We start from the raw sequence: 21733 nt of genomic DNA on the forward strand, positions 1-21733 counted from the left end.
GTACGATGACGCAACAAGCTTTCCTGGAGATTGCGCAGCGGCTGGCATCCTTGCCCGCGGACAAGAAGAAAGTCTTTCGCCAGCGCCTGGCCGAGAAGGGCATCGACAGCTGGCGCCTGCCGATCGTCCCCGCCGTGCTCGGCGAGGGCGAGCACAGGCCGCTGGCGCAGGCGCAGCGGCGCTTCCTGTCGGCTGAAGCCCTGAGCAGCCGGGCCCTCTACAATCTGTGCTCGGTGCTGCGCTTCGACGGGCGCCTGGACGGCGAGCGTCTGCAGCAGGCGATGCAGCAAGTCGTCGACCGCCACCAGATCCTGCGTACTCGCTACACCACGGATGCCAACGGGCAATTGCAGCCTCATTGCGAGCCGCAACAGGTCCGCTTGCCAGCCGTCGCGCGGTTGACGTTGGCGGCGTCTGACCAGGCGCAATGGTGCGCCGATGAGTACGCCCGCCAACTCGCCGAACCGTTTGACCTGGCTCAGTCGATGCCGTGGCGCTGGCAAGCGTTCAGTGACGCCGAGGAACAATCCACCTGGCTGTTTTTCACCATCCATCACGTCGCCTATGACGCCTGGTCGGCCCAGCAACTCACCCTTGAGCTGGCCGAGGCCTATCGGGCGCTCGCTTCGAATCAGCCTGCCGCACAACCCGAGTTGAGCATTCAATACGCCGATTACGCCGCATGGGAACGCGAGTGGCTGGACAGCGACGCTTGTCGGCAGCACATCGATTTCTGGCGCAGCCAACTGACGGACGCGCCGGCGCCCCTGGCGTTGCCCCTGGACCGGCCGCGCCCTGCGGCCACCCAACGTCGCCACAGTGGCGCGGTCCTGGCCCGGGAACTGCCGCCACACCTGACAACGGTGGTCGAGACGGCCATCCGCAATCATGGCGTAACGCTGTACATCTATGGCCTGACCGCCTTCAGTTTCCTGCTGTCGCGCTACAGCGGCGAGACCGATCTGTGCCTGGGCACGTCGGCGGCCCAACGTGACCGGACGGAGCTGGCGCCGTTGATCGGCCCGTTGCTCAATACCCTGGTGATCCGCCAGCGCCTGCAGGACAACCCGGACTTCGGCAGCGCCTTGCTGCGCACCCGCGATACGGTCGCGGCCGCGTTCGACCATCAGCAGTTGCCCTTCGAAAATATCCTCGAAAGCCTTGAGCGTCAGCGTTCCAGCCCGCTGTTCCAGGTCATGTTCGTTCAGGTTGATCTACCCGAAAGCCGCACCCTGGCCTTGCCCGGTGTGGCGGTCGAAGTGCTCGACCCGCCGCAACGACATGCGCGTTTCGATCTGACGCTGCGCATGGTGCGTAGCGCTGATGCGCGGCTGCGCTGCGAGCTGGAGTACAGCGACGAATTGTTTGATGTGGCCACGGTCGAGCAGATGCTTGACGACTTGCTGGCGATTCTGCACGAGGGCTCGATGCATCCGCAGCGACGCCTGGCGGATCTGCAACTGGTTTCGCCACCCAGCGAATTGCATGGCCCCGCCCTGGATACGACGCCGTTGCCGTTGGACCGGCAAGTGTTGCACTGGGCCAATCAGACGCCGACCGCTGCGGCACTCTGCAGCGTTGGGCAGACGATTGATTACGCCACGCTCGGCGCCGCCAGTCGATCGATGGCCGCGCGGCTGGCCGGGCAGGGCATCGGACCCGGGCAGGTGGTTGCCCTGTGCATGCCACGCTGCGCTGAACAGCTGTTGGCGACTCTGGCGTGCTGGCAGCGGGGTGCGACCTGCCTGTTCCTCGACCCGGCGCAACCGCCGCAGCGCCTCGCGCAGTTACTGCAAGACAGCGGCGCGAGTCTGTGGGTGACGCTGGCGCATGCGCCTGAAACCGGCGCTGGCCTCGCGCGTCTGGTGATGAGTGACGTCGACTGGTCGGTCGATGCCAGTGCCGGGCAGGGCGAAAGCCTCAGCCAGCCGCAATTACCTGCCTACCTGATCTATACCTCGGGCTCGACCGGCCAACCCAAAGGCGTGCTGGTCAGCCATGCCAACCTGGCGCATTACGCGAGCGCGGTCGGCCAGCGCTTGCACGCCCGGCCGGGTAGCCGTTGGGCGACCCTGGCGACCGTCGCCGCGGACTTGGGACTGACCTCGGTATTCGCTGCGCTCGCCGCTGGCGACCCGCTGGTACTGCCGCCGCCGTCGTTGGCTTTCGATCCGCCCGGCTGGGCTGATTTTCTCGATCAGCATCCCGTCGATTGCCTGAAAATCGCGCCTTCGCATCTGCGCGGCTTGCTGGCATTGGACGACGCCCGCCGGGTTCTGCCCAAGGAAATACTGATCCTCGGCGGCGAGGGGTTCGATCAGGCGCTGTTTGCCAAGGTGCATGAACTGGCGCCGCAACTGCGCATTTTTAATCACTACGGCCCGTCGGAAACCACGGTTGGGGTGATCTGCGGAGAAATCACCGGGGCCGACGCACTCGAAGCGGGTCAGTACCTGCCGTTGGGCCAGCCTTTGTCCGGCTGCGAGTTGCGCATCGTCGATGCCAATGACAGAACCGTACCGCTCGGGGTTGCCGGTGAGCTGTTGATTGGCGGCCCCCAGGTTGCGCAGGGCTACCTCGGGCAGACCGGGTTGACCGCGCGCGCGTTCGGTTGCACGGCCCAGGGGCAGCGTTTCTATCGCAGCGGCGACCGGGTGCGTCTGGATCGCAGCGGGCGCCTGGTATTCCTCGGGCGCCAGGACGATCAGGTCAAGATCCGCGGTTTTCGCGTCGAACCGGGCGAGGTCAGTGCCTGGCTCAATGCGCAACCGCAGGTGCGCGAAGGAGCAGTGCTCGCCTGCGAAGTGAAAGGACGCACGCAACTGGTGGCATATTTCACCTCCGGGATAGGCTCTTCGATGACCAACGAAGCCTTGGCGATGCTGCAAGCCGAGGCCAAGCGTCAACTGCCGGAACACATGCTGCCTGCCCACTGGCTGGCGCTGGAGACACTGCCGCTGACCGCCAACGGCAAGCTCGACCGGCGCGCATTGCCCGAGCCTGCGCCGGATGAGCCGAGCGCTGAAGCCGCCGAGCCTCCGAGCGGCGCGACCGAACAGCGCCTGGCGCAACTGTGGTGCCAGATTCTCGGTTGCGCGCAAGTCGGGCGCGGGAATGATTTTTTCGCCCTCGGCGGCGATTCGATTCTCAGCCTGCAATTGATCGGCCTGGCTGCACGGGAAGGGCTCAAGCTGCAGCCTCGGGATGTCTTGCAGCATCCGACATTGGCGGCCATGGCGCTGTGCATCGATTGTCGCGCCGAGCCCGCCTTGCTCGCGGTGCTGACGGCCTTTCGCGAGCTGCTCGGCCAACCCGCGCTGGGCGCGGATGCGGATTTTTTTGCCATGGGCGGCGATTCGATCCTCAGCCTGCAACTGATCGCGCGCTTGCGTCAGGCCGAGCTGCGCCTGATGCCCCGGCAATTGCTGGAGAACCCGACGCCTCGGCAGTTGGCCAAGGCGCTGACGCCGATCGTGGCGCCGGTCGTCGCCGTGGTCGAGCCGAGTGACGTGGCGAAGCAACCACAGCCGCTGTCCCACGCCCAGCAACGGGTGTGGTTCATGCAGCAGCTCGATCCCGCTGAAACCGCCTACAACGTCACCCAGTTGCTGGCCCTGCGCGGCGATCTGGATGTGCCGCGCCTGCAACGCGCCTGTCAGGCGCTGGTCGCCCGTCATGATGCGTTGCGCTGCCGCTTCTACGAAGAGCACGGGCAAGTCTGGCAACGCTTGGACGATGCGCCCGCGGCGATCTTCAATGTCCACGATATCGGCGGTCTGACCGCGTCGGAGCAGGACACGGCCATCGCCACCGCGGCCAAGCGGGTGTTCGACCTCACGCTGGGTCCGTTGCTGGCCGTCGATGTGTTTTGTGTCGCCCCCGGCGACTACCGATTGCTGTTCAATGTGCATCACATTGCCGTGGACGGTTGGTCCATGGGCCTGTTGGTCGAGGATCTGACATCGCTCTATCAGGACCGGACGCTGCCTTCGACAAATGCTCTGCTGCCGTTGGTCAATACGCAGCGGCAACAGTTGGACGGGGCCCACGGCAAGACGCTGTTGGCTTATTGGCGGCAACGCCTGGAAGGTTTGGGCAACGAGCCTCTGGAACTGCCCGGACAACCTGCTCGGCCGGCAATGCAGGCATACGCCGGAGCGCGGGACGAGTTCGCTTTGCCCGGTACGCTGAGTGCCGGTGTGGAGGCGCGGGCAAGGGCGCTAGGCGTCACACCGTTCGTGGTGTATTTCGCTGCGTATCAATTGCTGCTCTGGCGTCATGGTGGCCGCAGCGACTTCGCCGTCGGCGTTCCAGTGGCCGGACGCGAGTCGGCAGAGAGCCAGGAACTGGTCGGCCTGTTCGTCAACACGCTGGCGCACAGGGTGCAGATCGATGCCCGCCAGAGCCTGCAATCGTTCGTCCGGGCCTTGAATGACAGACTGAGCGAAGACCTGGCCCATCAGGCGCTGCCGTTCGAGCAATTGCTCGACGTGCTGAAAATCGAGCGCAGCCTGGATCGCACGCCGGTGTTCCAGACGATGTTCAACTACCAGGTCGACCACCAGCAGTCCCGCAGCTTGAACCTGCCCGGCGTCAGCGCCCAGGCCTTGGCCTTGCCGGGCGGGGTGGTGAGCGCCAAGTTCGACCTGACCTTCAACCTGTTCACCCAAGGGCGTGGTGCCGAGGCCAGTACCGCGTTGATCGTCGAATACGCGACTGCGCTGCTGCAACCGGGCACCGCCCGGCGGCTGGTGGATGACTATCAGGGACTGCTCGCCAGCCTGGCAGATGTCAACCTTCAGACACGCTTGCTAGAAATCCCGCTGCGCTCCGTTGCGACCCTGGCGACTGCCGGTGAGCCGATGCGATTGTCCGGCGAAGCGGATTTCTTGACGCGCTTCGAAGCGCAAGCCGCTGCGCATCCCGAGCGCATCGCGGTGTACTGCGCTGACCGGCAGATAAGCTACGGGACGCTGGATGCCGAGGCCAACCGCCTCGCTCATTGGCTGCTGGGCCAAGGCGCGGGCGCCGAGTCGATGGTTGCCTTCTGCCTGCCTCGGGATGAGCGGTTGCTGGTGTGCCTGCTGGGGATTCAGAAGGCCGGCGCGGCTTACCTGCCGCTCGATCCTGGCCATCCACCGGCTCGCCAGGCGCAGATTCTCGACCGGGCGCAGCCGCATCTGCTGCTCTGCGATTCGCCGAGCGCAGACCTGCCGGCGCTGTTGCGCGTGTGCCCATGGGCGGACCTGCCGCTAACGCAATTCCCGACACAGGCGCCGAGATTGACGAGAAACCTTGGACAGTTGGCGTACACGCTCTATACCTCGGGCTCGACCGGCCAACCGAAGGGTGTGCAGATCAGCCGCGGCAACTTCGCCAACTTCCTCCTGGCCATGGAACAGGCGCTGCCCTTGGTAAATGTGCAGTGCTACCTGGCCTTGACCACGGTCACCTTCGACATCTGTGGCCTGGAGCTGTGCCTGCCGCTGGTGCGTGGCGGCGCGGTCGTCCTCGCCGATGATGAAGAGCGCCAGGATCCGCTGCTGCTTGCGCGCTTGATCGAGGAAAAGAATGTCGACCTGATCCAGGCCACACCGGCGACCTGGGCGATGTTGCTGCAAGGCGATCGCCAGGTGCTCAAGGGGCGCGTGGCGCTGGCCGGTGGCGAGGCAGTGCCGGCCGAATTGGCGCACGAGCTGAAGCAGTGCGTGGCGCAACTGATCAACGTCTATGGCCCGACCGAGACCACGGTGTGGTCGACACAGGCGCCGATCGATGCGCTGCAACTGCCCATCGCGCCGATTGGTCGACCGCTGCTCAACACGCGCTGCCATGTTCTCGACGAACACCTGTGCGAAGTGCCGCCTGGCTGCGTGGGCGAACTCTATATCGCCGGCGACGGCCTGGCCCGCGGTTATGCCGCGCAGCCGGGGCTGACCGCCGAGCGCTTCATCGCTGACCCGTTCGGCGGTGGCGGCGGGCGCTTGTATCGCACCGGCGATCTGGCGCGCTGGCAGCCCGACGGCCAGCTGTATTATCTCGGGCGTACCGATGACCAGATCAAGTTGCGTGGTTATCGCATCGAACTGGGAGAAATCGAGGCGGTTCTGCTTAGTCATCCGCAACTGCTGCAGGCGGTCGTGGCCGTGCAAGGCGAGCACCTGGCGGCGTTCTGGGTTGCGGAGGCTGAAAACGCACCTGACGAGGCGGCTGTGCGCGACTATTTGCAGACGCATTTGCCGATCTACATGTTGCCGACGCATCTGCAAGCGCTGCAGCGGCTGCCGCTCAACACCAACGGCAAGGTCGATCGCAAGCAGTTGCCGCGCCTGCACGCGGTGGTCGCCAGCGCACCAGCGACCGAGCGCGCATTGTCAGCCAGCGAGGCCTTGCTGAGGCAGATCTGGACCTCGGTACTGGACGTGCAACATGTGCCGGTTGACGGCCATTTCTTCCAGCTGGGCGGGCATTCGCTGATGGCCGCGCAGGTGCGTGGGCGCTTGCGTGAGCAGGGCTTTGACGTGCCATTGCGCTGGCTGTTCGAAACGCCGGTGCTGGCGCAACTGGCTGAGCGAATCGAAGGGCTCGCGGGGCAGCAGGATCTGGCTTCGCTGGCGATTCCAGCGGTTGACCAAGGCATCGAACAACCACTGTCTTCGGCGCAACAACGGGTCTGGTTGATGCAACAACTGGATCTGGCCGACAGCAGCTTCAACATGAGCAGCAATGTCCGTTTGCGTGGGCAACTCGACGTTCAGGCCCTGGAGCGTTCATTGCAACGGCTGGCGAACCGGCATGCCATCCTGCGCACCACCTATCACCAGCGAGAGGGTGAGCCGTGCCAGCGCATCCACGCGCAATCGACGGTGGCCCTGGAAACCCTCGCTTCGACGCAAGCGGAGTGGCCGATCGAAGCCCGGGACAGGGCACTGCGGCCCTTCGATCTGGTGCGCCAGGCTCCGCTGCGGGTGGTCCTGTATCGCCTCGGCGAAGAGGATCATGTGCTGCAGATGGTCATGCACCACATTGCCTCCGATGGCTGGTCCGGCGCCATCCTGGTCGATGAGCTGATCGAGGGCTACGAGGCCTACAGCACCGGCGTGCTACCGAGCCAGGAAGCGTTGCCGATCCAGTACGTCGACTACGCCGTATGGCAAGGGTCGGCCGCGGTCCGGTTGCGTCAGCGTGAAGGCCTGGATTTCTGGCGACGGACCCTGGCCGGCATTCCCGCGCAGGTGCCGCTGCCGTTCGATTTCCCGCGCCCGGAGCATGACAGTGGCGCCGGGGCCGCGGTGGATTTCCAGTTGTCGCCCGCCATGGTCGGTCGGCTCAAGAGCTTCGCCCAGGGCAGTGGGACGTCGCCGTTCATGGTGCTGCTGACCTGTTATGCCGCCGTGCTGCAACGCGAGACGCAGGGTCGCGACCTGGTGATTGGTACGGACGTGGCGAACCGCGACCATCCGGCCACCGAATCGCTGATCGGCTTCTTCGTCAACCTGCTGGCCTTGCGTGTCCGCCTGCAACCGGAGTTGAGTTTCCGTGAGCTGGCGCTGCAGGTGCGTGAGGTCTGCCTGCAAGCGTTCGCCTGGCAGGACACGCCGTTCGAACAGGTTGTGGAGTGCCTCGAGCTGCCGCGCGTCGCCAATGTCCATCCGCTGTTGCAGACCTTGTTCGTGCTCGACAACACACCACGCCAGCAGCGCCAGCTGGGCAATCTGCAGGTCGAGCCGCTGGCCGGCGAGCAACACCATTCGAAGTTCGACATGGCTCTCTTCGCCAGCGAAGACGTTGATGCCATCAGCCTGCGCTGGGTGTACCGCACCAGCCTGTTCCGCCAGGCTACCGTCGAGCGCTTGCGCGATGCCTTCGAATCGCTGCTGGAGCTGGCCCTCGGCGCGCCGGACAACCCCATCGATACCTTGATTCCGACTGTAAAGGGAGCCGCTGCAATGTCCACGGACAACCCGCTGCAACGCAAAATGAGCAAATTGGGCAAGATGCGCCAGAGCGGATCGGCGGCGACCCGTGAGCCCATCGACGCCCGGCCGCTACGAGAGGAGGCGAAATTTCCGCTACTGGTGTCGCTGCGTGACCGTGAGCTGGCCCCGGCGATCTGGGCCGAAGCCAACCGCGACAAGGTCGAAAACTGGCTGCGCGAGCATGGCGGCATCCTGTTCCGTGGTTTCGATCTGCCGACACCGGCGGATTTCGAGGCGTTCTGCCAGGCGCTGTGCCCGCAGTTGTATGGACAGTACGGTGATCTGCCGAAAAAAGAGGGTGGCAAGAACATCTACAAGTCCACGCCATACCCCAAGGACCGGATGATCCTGTTCCATAACGAAAGCGCGCACCAGCACCGTTGGCCGCGCCGCCAGTGGTTCTACTGCGAGACGCCGGCGACCTCCGGTGGCGCGACGCCGATTGTCGACAGCCGCCAGGTCTACCGCGAACTGCCGGCCTGGTTGCAGGCAAACCTGCGGCGCAAACAGCTGATGTACGTGCGCAATTTCAGCGCCAGCCTGGACGTCAGCTGGCAGCATTTCTTCCAGACCGAGGATCGGGCCGAGGTCGAGCGGATCTGCCGTGAGAGCAACATCGAGTTCCAATGGCGCGGCGCCAACGACCTGCACACCCGCCAGGTTTGCCCGGCGGTGATCCTGCATCCCTTGACGGGCGAAGAGAGCTTCTTCAACCAGATCCAGCTGTACCACCCGGCGTTTCTCGATGCCGATATCCGCGAGCAGTTCCTGCGTGATGGCGAGGCAGCCATGCCCAGGCAGGTGTTCTACGGTGATGGGTCGGACCTCGAGCCGGCCGCCATCGATGCCATCAATGCCGCCTATGACCGCTGCGCCGTGCGTTTCGATTGGCAACAGGGCGATGTGGTCATGCTCGATAACATGTTGGCGGCGCATGCCCGGGATCCGTTCGAGGGCGAGCGCAAGATTGTCGTGGCCATGGGCGAGATCTATGGTCGTCACCAGGTAATGGCTGCGCCTGCGCAGACCGAAGAGCATTGCGCAGAGTTGACCTCATGATGGATCTTGGACTGACCCTTTCACCGCAACAGAAACAACTGGCCCAGGCCAATCCGCAAGGCTGGCGTTGGGTCCGCATGCGCTTGGCGGGCGTGCCCGAGGGTATCGTCGAGCAACGCTTGCGCGACGCCCTGGCGCAGCATCAGGCGCTACGCCTGCGTTACGAGCGCCCACTGGGCGCCACCGGCCTGCGCCAGCGGGTTATCGAACCTGATGCACTGCGGCTGGACTGGCGCCAGGGGCGGGCAGCCGACGGTTACGATGGACAGTCGTGGCTGGAGGCGGCACGGCGTCGTTGCGACGCCGAGCAACCCGACATTCTCGCCTGGCTGCGCGACGATCATTTGCTGTTGGCAGTCCCGGTCTATTCACTGGACCAGCGCAGCCTGATCGGCTTGCAGGAGCGCTTGCTCGGGCGTGCCGCAGCGCTCGACGACGAGCCCATGCAGTACGCCGACTATGTCGAGTGGATCAACGGCCTGCAACTGGATGAAGACGCCGAGCAGGGCGCGCAGTTCTGGCGCAACCTGGCCTTGCAGGACATTCCCGGCATGCGCCTGGTCGAGCGTTATGGCATTGCCAGCGGCCGTCACGCGGTCGTCCGCGAGGCACTTGAGCAGCGCTTGCCGGCGATGCTCACGGCGCTGGCCGATCGGGAAGGCGTGGCCGTCGAGCAGTGGGTGCTGGCCGCCTGGGGTTCATTGCTCGGCAGGCTCAACGGGCAGCAACAGGGGCAATTGGGGTTGCAACACGATCCTCGCGACAACTACGAGGAGTTGTCCGGCGCGTATGGGCTGTTCGAGCAGACTTTGCCGATGGTCCTGCAGGTGTCCGAGCACAGCACGCTGACCAACCTGGCCCGGCAACTGGCCCGCCAACTGGATAGCGCCGTGGACTGGCAGGAATATGTCGGCCAGGCACAATTGCTGCCCGAATGGCGGGCCAGCTTCCAGGCCGGCCTGCGGGTCTTGCCTGTGCCAAAACTGGACCTGTCGCAGTGGCTGTCTTTCGACACACCGGTCGAACTGCAACTGCAATTGACGCTGGATTCCCAAGGCCACGGCGAGTGGGCGTTGGCCTACGACCTCGGCCTGTATCGCGAGGGGCAGATGCAGGCGCTGCTCAAGCGTTTTGCCCATTGGCTTGGCCAACTGGTGCAATCGCCCGACCGGCTCATCGCTGAGGTTGACGCGCGCCTGCCCGAAGAATGGCTGGCCTCGGCGCAGACTGCTGCCCTCGGACCGGACCTCGACATCGTCGCGACCTTGCGCCGCCATGCCCAGGCACAACCGTCGCGTCCGGCGCTGCGGTATGCCGAGGAGGTGTTTTCCTACGCTGAACTGGACGCCCTGAGTGACCGTGTCGCCGGCAGCCTGAACCAGGCGGGCGTGGGCCGCGAGCAGGTCGTTGGGCTGTATCTGCCGCGTGGCGCGCAGATGCTGATCGCCATGCTGGCCTGCTTCAAGGTGGGGGCCGCGTATCTGCCGTTGGACCCACAGCAGCCACCGCTGCGTCTGGCCGGCATACTCGACGACGCCCAACCGGCGTTGTTGCTGCACCTGGAAGGGCTGTTGCCCGAGACATCGGTGCGGACCCTGTGCTGGTCGCAGGCGAGCAATGCACCGGCGTTCGCCGCGCCAGTCTCCGGCACAGCGCAGGACCTGGCCTACGTGCTCTATACCTCGGGCACCAGCGGCAAGCCCAAGGGTGTGCAGATCGAACAAGGGCAATTGCGTCACTACGCCACTCAGGTGACCCGCGCGCTGCAATTGCCCGAGGGCGGGCATTACGGGCTGGTGTCCTCGTTGCTCGCAGACCTGGGCAACACCGTGCTATTCCCGGCGTGGCTGCAAGGCGGCTGCGTGCATGTCCTGGCGCAGGCGACCGTGACCGATGCGCGGGCGTTTGCCGATGAGCTTCGGCGCTACCCGCTGGACGTGCTCAAGATCGTGCCTTCGCACCTCGAAGCCCTGATGGGCGAGCAGGCCACAGACGTCCTTCCACGCCAGGTCCTGGTGCTGGGCGGAGAGCCAATCGGCGAGGGGCTGTTGGCCCGACTGGCGCAGGCCGGACCGACCTGCCGTGTCTACAATCACTATGGTCCGACCGAGACCACGGTCGGGGTGTTGTGGCGGGCGATCGATCTGGAGCAGGGGGTGAGCGGCTGCGCATTGGACCAGGTGTTGGGTGCCAACCGTATCCACCTGCTCGACGAGCGGCAGCGGCCGGTACCGTCAGGCCAGGCCGGCGAGTTGTGCATCAGCGGCGCCAGCGTTGGCCGGGGCTACGTCGGCAATGTCGGTGGCAACGCCTTTGCTGTCGAGCCTGCCAGTGGCCATCGACTGTACCGTACTGGCGACCTGGCCCTGCGCCAGGCCGATGGGGCCGTGCGCATTCTGGGGCGCAACGATCAGCAGGTGAAAATCCGTGGGTTTCGCCTCGAGCTGGCCGAGGTCGAGCAGGCGATGCTGGCCCAGCCGGGCATCTCGCAAGCTGCTGTGCTGCTGGACGGCGAAGGTGACCACGCCCGATTGCTGGCTTTCGTGGTCACGGAGGAGGGGTATACGCAAGGAACGGATCAGTTGCGCGCCAGCCTGGCGCGCCAGTTGCCGGACTACATGCTGCCCAGCGCTGTCCTGGCGCTGAAGGCCATGCCGTTGAACAACAATGGCAAGCTCGATCGCAAGAACCTGCTCGAACGCGCCCGGCAGCGTTTGCACAATGCCCGCGTGGCGCCGGTCGGCGAGCTGGAGGCATCGATCCTCGCCATCTGGTGCGAGGTACTGGGGCTTGACGACCTTGGCGTCACCGACAATTTCTTCAATGTCGGTGGGCATTCGCTGGCCGCGATCAAGGTGGTGTCGCTGCTTCGCGAACGGTTGGGCCTCAACCTGCCGACCAACCTGTTGTTTGAACGCCATACGGTGCGTGACCTCGTGCAAGGCCTGGGCGCGATCGGCAGCGGCCCGTGGAAAGTCCTGAACGCTGCTGATCCGCATGCCCCGGCGCTGTTGCTGGTGCACGGGGCGCAAGGGCATCTGCAGGCCTACCAGCCGCTGGTGGACAACCTGCGCGACGACGTCGCGGTGTTTGGCCTCGCCGCGCTTGAAAGCAGCTGGGCCGAAGGCGATATGGATGCATTGTTGCGCCGATACGTGGCGAGTATCCCGACGCAGCTCAAAGAGCGCCCACTGGTACTGTTGGGCTGGAGCCTGGCCGCGCGTCTGGCCACGTTGCTGGTGCCGCATCTGCAGGCCAGTGGTTTCAGTGTCGCCGGGTTGGTGGTGCTCGATCACGATGCGCAGCGCAGCCTGGCCGGCGAGGGTGATGAAGCCGGCCAGTTGCTTGCCGATTTCGCTTTTTATTGCCGCAGCCACGCCCAGCCGCTCGGCGAGTCGCTACGGGAACGGTTGACGGGGCTGTTGGCCGGCCTTGACTATGCCGAAGGTGTCGCCCGGCTATTGGATGACGAACAGGTGCGCGCGCATCTGCAATGGGAATCGGCCGACGCGGAATTGTTGGCGTTGATGGCGCAATATCGTGCGATCAAGACCCGCTTGTACGAGCAGGCGTTGCCGACCGTCGATGTGCCGGTCTGGCTCTGGCGCGGCAATGCCCACGGCGATTTGCGCGCGCCGTGGCAACGCCATGCCTTGCAACCGGTCAGCCAGTGGACATTGGACGTGGGGCATCATGAAATGCTCGGCGAGCCGCGACTGGTCGAAAACCTGCTGCCTTTACTGTTGCAAACCTCTGCCAAGGTGGTGCCGGTCCCATGATGTTATTGAAAGAACTGTTGCATGACGCGCGATGGCGCATCTTCCTTGCGGTGCTGAGCAGTGCCTTGAGCGCGGCCACCAGTATCGGCCTGATCGGCTACATCAACCGGTGCCTGGAGCAAGGCCTGGATGACCTCGGCCGGGGCTTGCTGCTGTTCGGTGGCCTGTTGGTGCTGTTGTTCATCAGCGGGGTCACCTCGCAATGGTTGCTGGTGCAGATCGGTCATCGCCTGGTCTACCAGCTGCGCCTGCGGCTGGTGGGCAAGGTCCTGGGCACCGCGCTCGAACGCGTCGAACGGCTGGGCAGCCCGCGTATCTACAACGCGCTGACCAAGGATGTGACCACCGTCGCCACGGCGTTCAAGCAACTGCCGATCTCCTTGTACAACGGTCTGCTGCTGTTGGCGGGGCTGGCCTACATGGGCTGGTTGAGCGTGCCGTTCTTTTGCCTGACGCTGGCGGTGATCGCCGCTGGCGTTGGTCTCGATGTGTTGCTGGGGCGCAAGGTAAAGACCTTGATGCAGGCTGTCCGGCAACAGGACGACCAATTGACCGAGCAGTTTGAAGCCACCATCCAGGGGCGCTGCGAGTTGGGCCTCAGCCGCGAGCGTCGGCATCTGCTTTATCAGCATAAGCTTGAACCCATCGCGCGCGCCTCGCTGGTAGCCTCGGTGCGCGCTGACACCCTCTGGGCGGTGAACCTCAATTGGACGACACTGCTGGTGTTCGTGTTGATTGGCACGCTGTTTTTTCTCGGCCAGGGGCTGGGGTTGCTGGACCAGCAGGTGGTGGTCGGCTACGTGTTGGCGATCATGTTCCTGCGCACACCCATCTCGATGATCCTCGACGCCATTCCCGCGGTGATTCGCGGCCATGTCGCGTTGCAAGCCATCGACGCCCTGGCGCTGGGCGAGACGGTGCAGTTCAAGACCCCGGCGCAAGCGGCGCAGCCGTTTCGCGAACTGCGCCTGACGGACGTGCATTACCGTTATGCCGGGAAAAACGAGGAGTTTGCATTTGAACTGGGTCCGATCGACCTGACGATTCGCCGTGGCGAGCTGATTTTTATCGTGGGTGGCAATGGCAGCGGCAAGTCGACCCTGGCCAAGTTGCTGACCGGCCTCTACGTGCCCGCTTCCGGCGAAGTGTCACTCAATGGCGTAGTACTCGACGCCAGTACCAGTGAATGGCACCGGGAGCATTTCGCCGCGATCTTCGCCGACTTCTATCTGTTTGCCGATGTGCTGGGCGAGGCGGGTGACCATGAAGGGCTCGAAGCCCGGGTGGACCATTACCTGGAGCGCTTGGGATTGGCCCACAAGGTCGAATTCGCCGCGGGGCGACTCTCCACCACCGCCTTGTCCCAGGGCCAGCGCAAACGCCTCGCTTTGTTGCTGCTGATGATGGAAGGCCGGGAAGTGTTCCTGCTGGATGAGTGGGCGGCGGACCAGGACCCGGTCTTCCGCCATGTGTTCTACAACGAGTTGCTGCCGGAGCTGAAAGCCGCCGGCAGGACTGTCATCGCGATCACCCATGATGACCGTTATTTCGATGTGGCAGACCGGGTCTATCGCCTCGATTACGGCCACCTCGTCGATTATGACCGGGCCACGGAGAACCCTTTTCAGTTGGTGAAATGACGGCTGCGCTCAGACGTCTTGGCCCTGGCGTCTGGATTCATCGAGGGGGCAGCTGCTGCAATAGCCAACGCCGGGGAGGCGGTAGCGAATGCAGCAGATGCGCCTCAGGCGCTGCGGCTCGTCCTCGCCGATGTCTTGGTAACGCACGGGCGCGAACAGCGGGTTGCGCCGGCCGTCGGGGCGTAGCCGGGCAGTGAGGATCTCCCTGGCCGGCAGGGTGCTGGAGGCCTCAGCCAGGGGGTGCAGCTCGATTCGCGTGGTGACGAATTCGAAGGTGTTGGCGGCATTGCTCCAGAACAATCGGGGCGATGCCCGGCTGACGCTGGCAAGGATCCCGATGACCGGTTCCAGATGACCTTCGACGAGCGTATGGAACCGCTCGAAGGCCGTGCACGGGGAGAGTATCTGGCCCTCGTCACGCAAATGCAGGGCCTGGGGCCTGGCGTCATCGCCGAGTTTCAAGCCGACATCAGCCAGGGCGAGCGGTAGCTCCCGTTGCTGGAGCAGGCTGGCGGCCATCACTGGCGCCAGGAAGGTACTGAAATACCACTTGGACCACAGCGACACCAGGGCCAGGCGCTCATCGGTCTTGTAGCGTGCCAGCAGATCGTCGACGAATGCACTGAACGTCTCGTGCTGGAAGAACACGGCCGCCGGCAGATCGGTGCGCGGGAGGCTGCGCAGTTGCAGCTTCTCTTCAAAGGCTGCGAGCGGCCCGATGAGCAGCGGAGCAAGGCTGGGAATCATTGACTCATCCGTGACCGCGAATCGAGAGGGGTTATCGTTCAGGGGGCGAAGTATAAACAGCGTACTGCCGTCTTGCGACTGCCCGTCGGCATTGAAACATGCACGCAACGTAACATTTTTAAAATATTAATGAGAATCGCTACCATTAGTATTGTATCGTAGCGGTCTTTCCCGTCATGCCAGTCAAGGAGCAAGCAATGAGTTTGGATAGCCCGGATACGCGGTTTCTGGTTGTCGTCAACGAAGAGGAGCAGTACTCGATCTGGCCGGACTACCGCAGCATGCCCGACGGCTGGCGCACCGTGGACATGCAGGGCAGCAAGGAAGAGTGCCTGGCTTACATCGAGAAAGTCTGGACCGACATGCGCCCGCTGAGCCTGCGTCAGGCCATGCAGGTACAAGGACAGGGCTGATCGCCCACAACCGAGTGGTTACTCAGGGAGTCAAAATGGAAAGTGTCCAGCCCCGTTCATCCTCCAGCGCAACCTTCACGCTGGAGCAGTTTCGCCAGCAAGCGCCGCGTGAACTGAACACCAACCCGTATCTGCAACGCCAGGCGGCCCGGGAGTCGAACGCCCGTTCCTACCCGCGGCGCATTCCGTTGGCCTTGCAAGAAGCCCATGGCCTCTATGTGCGCGATACCCAAGGCCAGTTGTTCATGGATTGCCTCGCGGGTGCGGGGACATTGGCGCTGGGCCACAACCATCCGGTGGCCATCGCGGCCATGCGCCAGACACTTGATTCCGGCCTGCCCTTGCACACCCTGGACCTGACGACACCGGTCAAGGATCGTTTTGTCGAGGACCTGTTCAACGCCTTGCCGGAAGACTTCGCGCGTCACGCGCGCATCCAGTTCTGCGGACCTACCGGTGCCGACGGCATCGAGGCGGCCCTGAAGCTGGCGCGGATCGCTACCGGACGCAAGCCGATCCTGACGTTCTCCGGCGGTTACCATGGCATGACCCTGGGGACACTGAGCCTGATGGGCAACCTGGGGCCGAAGCAGGGGCTGGGCTCGTTGATGGCCGATGTGCAATTCCTGCCGTACCCCTATGACTACCGCTGTCCGTTCGGCATCGGCGGCGAAGCCGGCATCGATGCCGGGCTGCACTTTATCGAACAGCTGTTGAGCGACCCGGAGTCGGGTGTGCTGCCACCGGCAGCGGTGGTCGTGGAAGTCGTGCAGGGCGAGGGCGGAGTGATCCCGGCACCGGTTCGTTGGCTCCAGGGTTTGCGCCAGTTGACCCGCAAACACGGTGTGGCACTGATCATCGATGAGGTACAGACCGGCCTGGGGCGTACCGGCAAGCTGTTCGCTTTCGAGCACGCCGACATCGAGCCGGACATTCTGGTCTTGTCCAAAGCTATCGGCGGCGGTCTGCCGCTGGCAGTGATGGTGTATCGCGAAGAACTGGACACCTGGAAACCCGGCGCCCATGCCGGCACGTTCCGTGGCAACCAGATGGCGATGGCCGCGGGGGCCGCGACGTTGCGCCATATCCTCAGCGAACACCTGCCAGCGCACGCCGAGGTCATGGGGCAGCGCCTGATGGAACAGTTGCGTCAGTTGCAGGGCGATTATCCTTGCCTGGGCCAGGTGCGTGGTCGTGGCTTGATGGTGGGCGTCGAGGTTGTCAGCGATACGCCGAGCGATGCCCGTGTGCCCGCCGCGGATACGGCCTTGGCCCAGGCCATCCAGCGCCAGTGCCTGCGCTTGGGCGTCATCCTGGAGTTGGGCGGGCGCCATGGCGCCGTTGTGCGATTCCTGCCACCGCTGATCATCCAGGCTGAGGAAATCGATGTGCTGGTCGCGCTGTTCCGGGAGGCGTTGAACAATGCCATCGCCGAAACCAAGGGCAGGGCGCTGCACATCGCCTGAGCGGTCATTCGCTTATCGACCCGTGGCGAGGGAGCTTGCTCCCGCTCGGTTGCGTAGCGGCCGCAAGATTTTTGGGGCCGTTGCGCAGCCCAGCGGGAGCAAGCTCCCTCGCCACGGAGCCATCATTTTCTCAGGTGATTACTGCTACTTTTAGCGCTGCTCGAACACCGTCAGTTGCTCAGGCTTGATCAACTGGAACGGTACACAGACCTCCGGTTCAACCGGCTCGCCCTTGATCATCTTGAGCGCCGCCTGCACCGCGCTGGTCGCCTGGGCCTTGGGGTCCCGGAATACCGAGGCGACCAGCATCCCGCGTTTGATCGCCGCCAGACCATCAGGCAAACCGTCGATGCGACAATCGAAATCTCGCCCTTGGCTTTGCCGGCTTGCAAGGCCATGGCCGCACCGATGGCCATCTCGTCATTGTTGGCGACGATGGCATCGAAACGGCTGCCGGCGAGCAGCCAGTTGCTGGTCAGGTCCATCCCTTTGCTGCGCTGCCATTCGGCGCTCTGCTGCTCGAGCCGGTTCGGGCTCAAAGTCGAAGCGTTCCGCTCGGCGCAGGACTGACCCGATCGCCTCGCTGTGCGGTCACCTGCGGCCACGCTCCCTTCCCAACGCCACCAGGCACCCGCCAAGCAACAGCGCCGCGCCCGCCACCAGCACGGGCGATGGTCGTTGCGCAGGCTTGCGCCAGCCGCCTTCGATTTTGCGCGGCCCGCTGGGCGGGTTGAACAGGTTGCCCGAGGATGCCGCCAACCCCGGGCTGCGGTTCAGGCCCAGACGCGTCAACCAGCCGGAAAGTTGCGGGAAACCGGGCACCAGGAAATGCGCGACTCTCGCCAATATCGCCGCGCTGCCCACGGTGGTGCTGGGCTTGGGGTTGAGCGCACAGCTGACCATCGCTTCGGCAACCCGCTGCGGGTCGTAGACGGGAGGCGGTGGCTTGAGCGCATGGCCAGTGTAATTGGCGCCGTCGCGAAAGCCCGGCGTGTCGATGACGGCGGGGTAGATGTCGCAGACGTGGATATCGCGGTATTCGCCGAGTTCACCGCGCAAGGCTTCGGACAAGCCGCGCAAGCCATATTTGCTTGCCGAGTAGGCAACGGCATAGGGCTGGGCCGCCCAACTGCCCAGCGACAGCGTGTTGATCAGGATCCCGCGCTTTTGCGCCTTGAAGTACGGCCAAGCGACATAGGCGCCACGCAGGTAGCCGAGCAGGTCGGTCTGCAGAACCTGTTCATGTACCTCAAGCGGCGTTTGCTCGAAACTGCCCACCGCGCCGACGCCGGCATTGTTGATCCAGATGTCGATGCGCCCGGCGCCAAACGCGGCGGCCTCGGCGGCTAGCGCCTGCATCTGTTCGCTGCGGGTGACGTCGGTGCACACCGCCAATGCGGCTGCGCCCTGGGCCCGGCATTCGTCGACAACTTCGGCGAGCGCCTCGCGATCACGTGCCGCCAGCACCAGGCGCGCCCGTTGCCGGGCAAACGCCAGGGCGGTGGCACGGCCGATTCCGCTGGACGCCCCGGTGATGACCACGAGTTTTTCCGCCAGGGGATACGATTGGGTCTGAGCAGCGCTATCGGCGCGGCCCGCGGGCTGATTTATATCGGGCTGCAAGGGGGTCAGCTTCAGGCGCACGCCGTCGGCCATTACCAGCGTCAGGTCCTCGATAGTGCCGGCAACCCTGCCGGGGTACACCGGCTCGCCCTCGGGGTCGAGCTGGTCGTAGAGGAAGGTCTGGCCTTCCAGCCAGCCCACTGCCGCATTCAATTCAGGGCCCAGGTAATACTTTCCGTCAAGGAAGAAACCCGGGAAGTGAGGCGCGCGTTCGATGCTTTCAACGGCGTAACGCTCACCGTGCCGCATGCCGGTTGCTGGGGCAATCATGATCAACACCTCCGTCCTGTTGGTCCTGCGATAGAGAGCGGGGGTCATGCAGGGGTTCCGTCGAGGTGAGGAAAGGCATTTCGAGTGAACCGCGCTCCACCTCGTTCTGTCACTCGTTGGTCAGGAACGACAAATGATGGAGCCGCCGATGCGACCACTGTATTTCCCCAGCCTGTCTCTTGCTGCCGTGCTGTGCACGGCCTGTTCAAGCCAACCTCCCGCCATGTGGGGTTATGCCGACGCCCGGGACCGGGCCAATCAGCCGCCCGACCAGATGTACCCCGAGCTGTTCGAAGCCGTGCAGCGTCAGCAGGTGTTCACCGACCAGAAACATTTCGTCGATGCGTTGCCAAAGCGGGATCCGGCGCAGATCCGCGCCGATTACCTGGCCCGTCGGGACGGCGCCGATTTCAATCTCGATGCCTTCGTAAAAGACAATTTCATCGAATCCGGCCAGGCTGAAAGTCCTGCCCCCGAACCTGGCGCGCCGATCAAGGAACACATCGATAATCTCTGGCCCGTGCTCAGCCGAACCTACACCCAGGTACCGCCGTACAGCAGCCTGCTGCCGTTGCCGCAGCCGTATGTAGTCCCGGGCGGCCGTTTCCGCGAGATGTATTACTGGGACTCGTATTTCACCATGCTCGGTCTGGAGCAAAGCGGCGACAAGGCGCAGGTTCGCCAGATGACCGACAATTTTGCCTACATGATCGACACCTACGGCCATATCCCCAATGGCAACCGCAGCTACTACTTGAGCCGCTCGCAGCCGCCGTTCTTTGCTTACATGGTCGAGTTGCAGGCGCACATCGAAGGCGAGCAGGCCTACGGGCGCTACCTTCCCCAGTTGCAAAAGGAATACGCCTACTGGATGGACGGCGCGCAGGCCCTCAAGGCCGGTGAGGCGGTGCAGCATGTCGTCAAGCTCGCCGATGGCAGCGTGCTCAATCGCTATTGGGACGCCAGCGCTACGCCTCGGCAGGAGTCATGGCTGCAAGACACGAAGACCGCCGAACAGGCGCCGCAGCGACCCAAGGAGGAGGTCTGGCGCGACTTGCGCGCCGGGGCCGAAAGCGGCTGGGATTTCAGCTCGCGCTGGCTGGGGGACGGCAAGAACCTGGCGACCATTCGAACCACATCGATTGTACCGGTGGACCTGAACAGCCTGATGTTCCACCTGGAGCGCACCATCGCCAAGGCCTGTGAGACGGTGGCGAACACGCCTTGCGTCCAGGCCTATGGGCAGCGTGCCGAGCGACGCCAGCGCGCCATCGAGACGCACTTGTGGAACGCCGAGGGTGGTTATTACGTGGACTATGACTGGCAGCAGAACCGGCAACGGCCGGGATTGACTGCCGCAACACTGTTCCCGCTCTTCACTGGCCTGGCCTCTGCCGAACGCGCCGATCGCAGCGCCGATGCGGTGCGTCGAGGTTTGTTGCGTCCGGGCGGCATGGCCACCACCCAGGTCAATAACGGCCAGCAGTGGGACGAGCCCAATGGCTGGGCGCCGTTGCAATGGGTGGCGGTGGAAGGGTTGGACCGCTACGGCCAAACGGAACTGGCCCGGGAAATTGGCAAGCGCTTTCTGAAGCAGGTCCAGGACCTTTATCTCAAAGAGGACAAATTGGTCGAGAAGTACGACGTGTCCGGACAGGGCAACGGCGGTGGTGGTGGCGAATACGAGCTGCAGGATGGCTTCGGCTGGACGAACGGGGTAACGCTGAAGCTGATGGATAAATACGGCGATTGAGTCGTGCGGGTTCGATGCTATTCTTCGCAAAATCTGCGAAGAATAGCGCTGCCGTGAGGCTTATGAACACGAGTCGTGATCAGTTTCCATTACCGGAGGACCTCAAGGTCTTTCTCACCGTCGTTCGAAAAAACGGCTTTGCCAGTGCCGCGCAAGCGCTGGGTTATTCGCCGGCCTATATCAGCAAACGGATTTCGGTACTGGAAGCGACGCTCGCCACGCGCTTGCTGCACCGCACCACCCGCCGTATCGCCCTGACCGACGATGGCGAGCGCGTGCGGGTCTGGGCCGAAAAGCTGTTGGGGGATTTCGAAGAGTTTGTCGGTGAAATCGCCCAGGCGCGACATCAGCCCAGCGGCGCTCTGCACATCTGCAGCAGTTTCGGTTTTGGTCGCAACCACGTCGCACCGGCCATCGGCAAACTGTCGCAGGCGTATCCCCGGCTCGACATCCGCCTGGACGTATTCGACCGCGTTGTCGATATCGTCGGCGAAGGCTTCGACCTGGAGATACGGGTCGGTGACGACCTGCCGGACCAACACCTGGGGCGCAAGCTGGCGAGCAATCGGCGGGTACTCTGCGCAAGCCCGGAGTATTTGCAACGGCGGGGCATCCCGCATTCGCTGGAAGAGCTTGACGCCCATGACTGCCTGGTACTCAAAGAGCGCAATAATGCCTTCGGCCTGTGGACGCTGACTCGCAATGGCGAGGAGGCAACGGTACGTGTCGGTGGCCCGTTATCATCCAACAGCGGCGAGATCGTGCTGGAGTGGGCGTTGAGCGGCGGCGGGATCCTGCTGCGCTCGATGTGGGACGTCAAGCCGCTGCTCGAACAGGGGCGGCTGGTCCAGGTGCTGCCAGACTATTCGCAAAGCGCCAATGTCTGGGCCGTATACCCGACCCGGCTCAGCCAGTCGGCCAAGCTGCGGGTATGTGTCGAGTTTCTACAGGAGTGCTTCCGGGATCTGTCGGTTGGTTAGACGTAGCGGCGTCCTCTGTGGGAG

At 64.0% G+C, this 21733-nt stretch carries 9 protein-coding genes and 1 pseudogene; 7 read left to right on the forward strand and 3 right to left on the reverse strand.

Features of this window, described 5'->3' with window-relative positions; all coding sequences use genetic code 11:
• The first annotated feature begins 5 nt into the window (after positions 1 to 5).
• From ACE04F_RS08610 to ACE04F_RS08620, 3 genes are read left to right on the forward strand one after another with little or no spacing between them, the layout of a single operon-like run.
• Positions 6 to 9038, forward strand: coding sequence for a non-ribosomal peptide synthetase (locus ACE04F_RS08610; RefSeq protein WP_486105877.1), 9033 nt, complete (start codon positions 6 to 8; stop codon positions 9036 to 9038).
• Positions 9035 to 12817 carry a non-ribosomal peptide synthetase gene (locus ACE04F_RS08615; RefSeq protein ID WP_486105878.1) on the forward strand — a complete coding sequence of 1261 codons (3783 nt, stop codon included), beginning with the start codon at positions 9035 to 9037 and terminating at the stop codon, positions 12815 to 12817. Before ACE04F_RS08610 ends, ACE04F_RS08615 begins: the two co-directional genes overlap by 4 nt.
• Entirely contained in the window at positions 12814 to 14457 is a 1644-nt protein-coding gene (locus tag ACE04F_RS08620; RefSeq protein WP_486105880.1) for a cyclic peptide export ABC transporter, read from the forward strand. The genes ACE04F_RS08615 and ACE04F_RS08620 overlap by 4 nt, the downstream gene beginning before the upstream one ends.
• Before the next feature lie 9 nt (positions 14458 to 14466).
• Here ACE04F_RS08620 and fhuF read toward each other — a convergent pair whose 3' ends face one another.
• Positions 14467 to 15204 carry a siderophore-iron reductase FhuF gene (fhuF, locus tag ACE04F_RS08625; RefSeq protein ID WP_486105882.1) on the reverse strand — a complete coding sequence of 246 codons (738 nt, stop codon included), beginning with the start codon at positions 15202 to 15204 and terminating at the stop codon, positions 14467 to 14469.
• Between the two features lie 197 nt (positions 15205 to 15401).
• Between fhuF and ACE04F_RS08630 the strand changes: the two genes are divergently transcribed.
• Together ACE04F_RS08630 and ACE04F_RS08635 are read left to right on the forward strand one after the other, a co-directional pair.
• Positions 15402 to 15617 (forward strand): MbtH family protein, encoded by a 216-nt coding sequence (locus tag ACE04F_RS08630; RefSeq protein WP_486105884.1) that lies wholly within the window; start codon positions 15402 to 15404, stop codon positions 15615 to 15617.
• 35 nt (positions 15618 to 15652) lie between these two features.
• Positions 15653 to 17083: a diaminobutyrate--2-oxoglutarate transaminase gene (locus tag ACE04F_RS08635; RefSeq protein WP_486105886.1), complete on the forward strand. Its 1431-nt coding sequence runs from the start codon at positions 15653 to 15655 to the stop codon at positions 17081 to 17083.
• Between the two features lie 150 nt (positions 17084 to 17233).
• On the opposite strand, the pseudogene ACE04F_RS08640 reads toward ACE04F_RS08635, so the two are convergent.
• Positions 17234 to 17607: pseudogene (locus tag ACE04F_RS08640) on the reverse strand (substrate-binding domain-containing protein); the annotation flags it as partial.
• Positions 17608 to 17674: 67 nt separating this feature from the next.
• Entirely contained in the window at positions 17675 to 18976 is a 1302-nt protein-coding gene (locus tag ACE04F_RS08645) for an SDR family oxidoreductase (RefSeq protein ID WP_486105888.1), read from the reverse strand.
• Positions 18977 to 19124: 148 nt separating this feature from the next.
• On the opposite strand from ACE04F_RS08645, the gene treA reads away from it, so the two are divergent.
• Positions 19125 to 20729 carry an alpha,alpha-trehalase TreA gene (gene treA / locus ACE04F_RS08650; protein WP_486105890.1) on the forward strand — a complete coding sequence of 535 codons (1605 nt, stop codon included), beginning with the start codon at positions 19125 to 19127 and terminating at the stop codon, positions 20727 to 20729.
• 62 nt (positions 20730 to 20791) lie between these two features.
• Positions 20792 to 21709 (forward strand): LysR substrate-binding domain-containing protein, encoded by a 918-nt coding sequence (locus tag ACE04F_RS08655; protein WP_486105891.1) that lies wholly within the window; start codon positions 20792 to 20794, stop codon positions 21707 to 21709.
• Positions 21710 to 21733: the final 24 nt, after the last annotated feature.

Source organism: Pseudomonas sp. AGC41 (assembly GCF_057334555.1).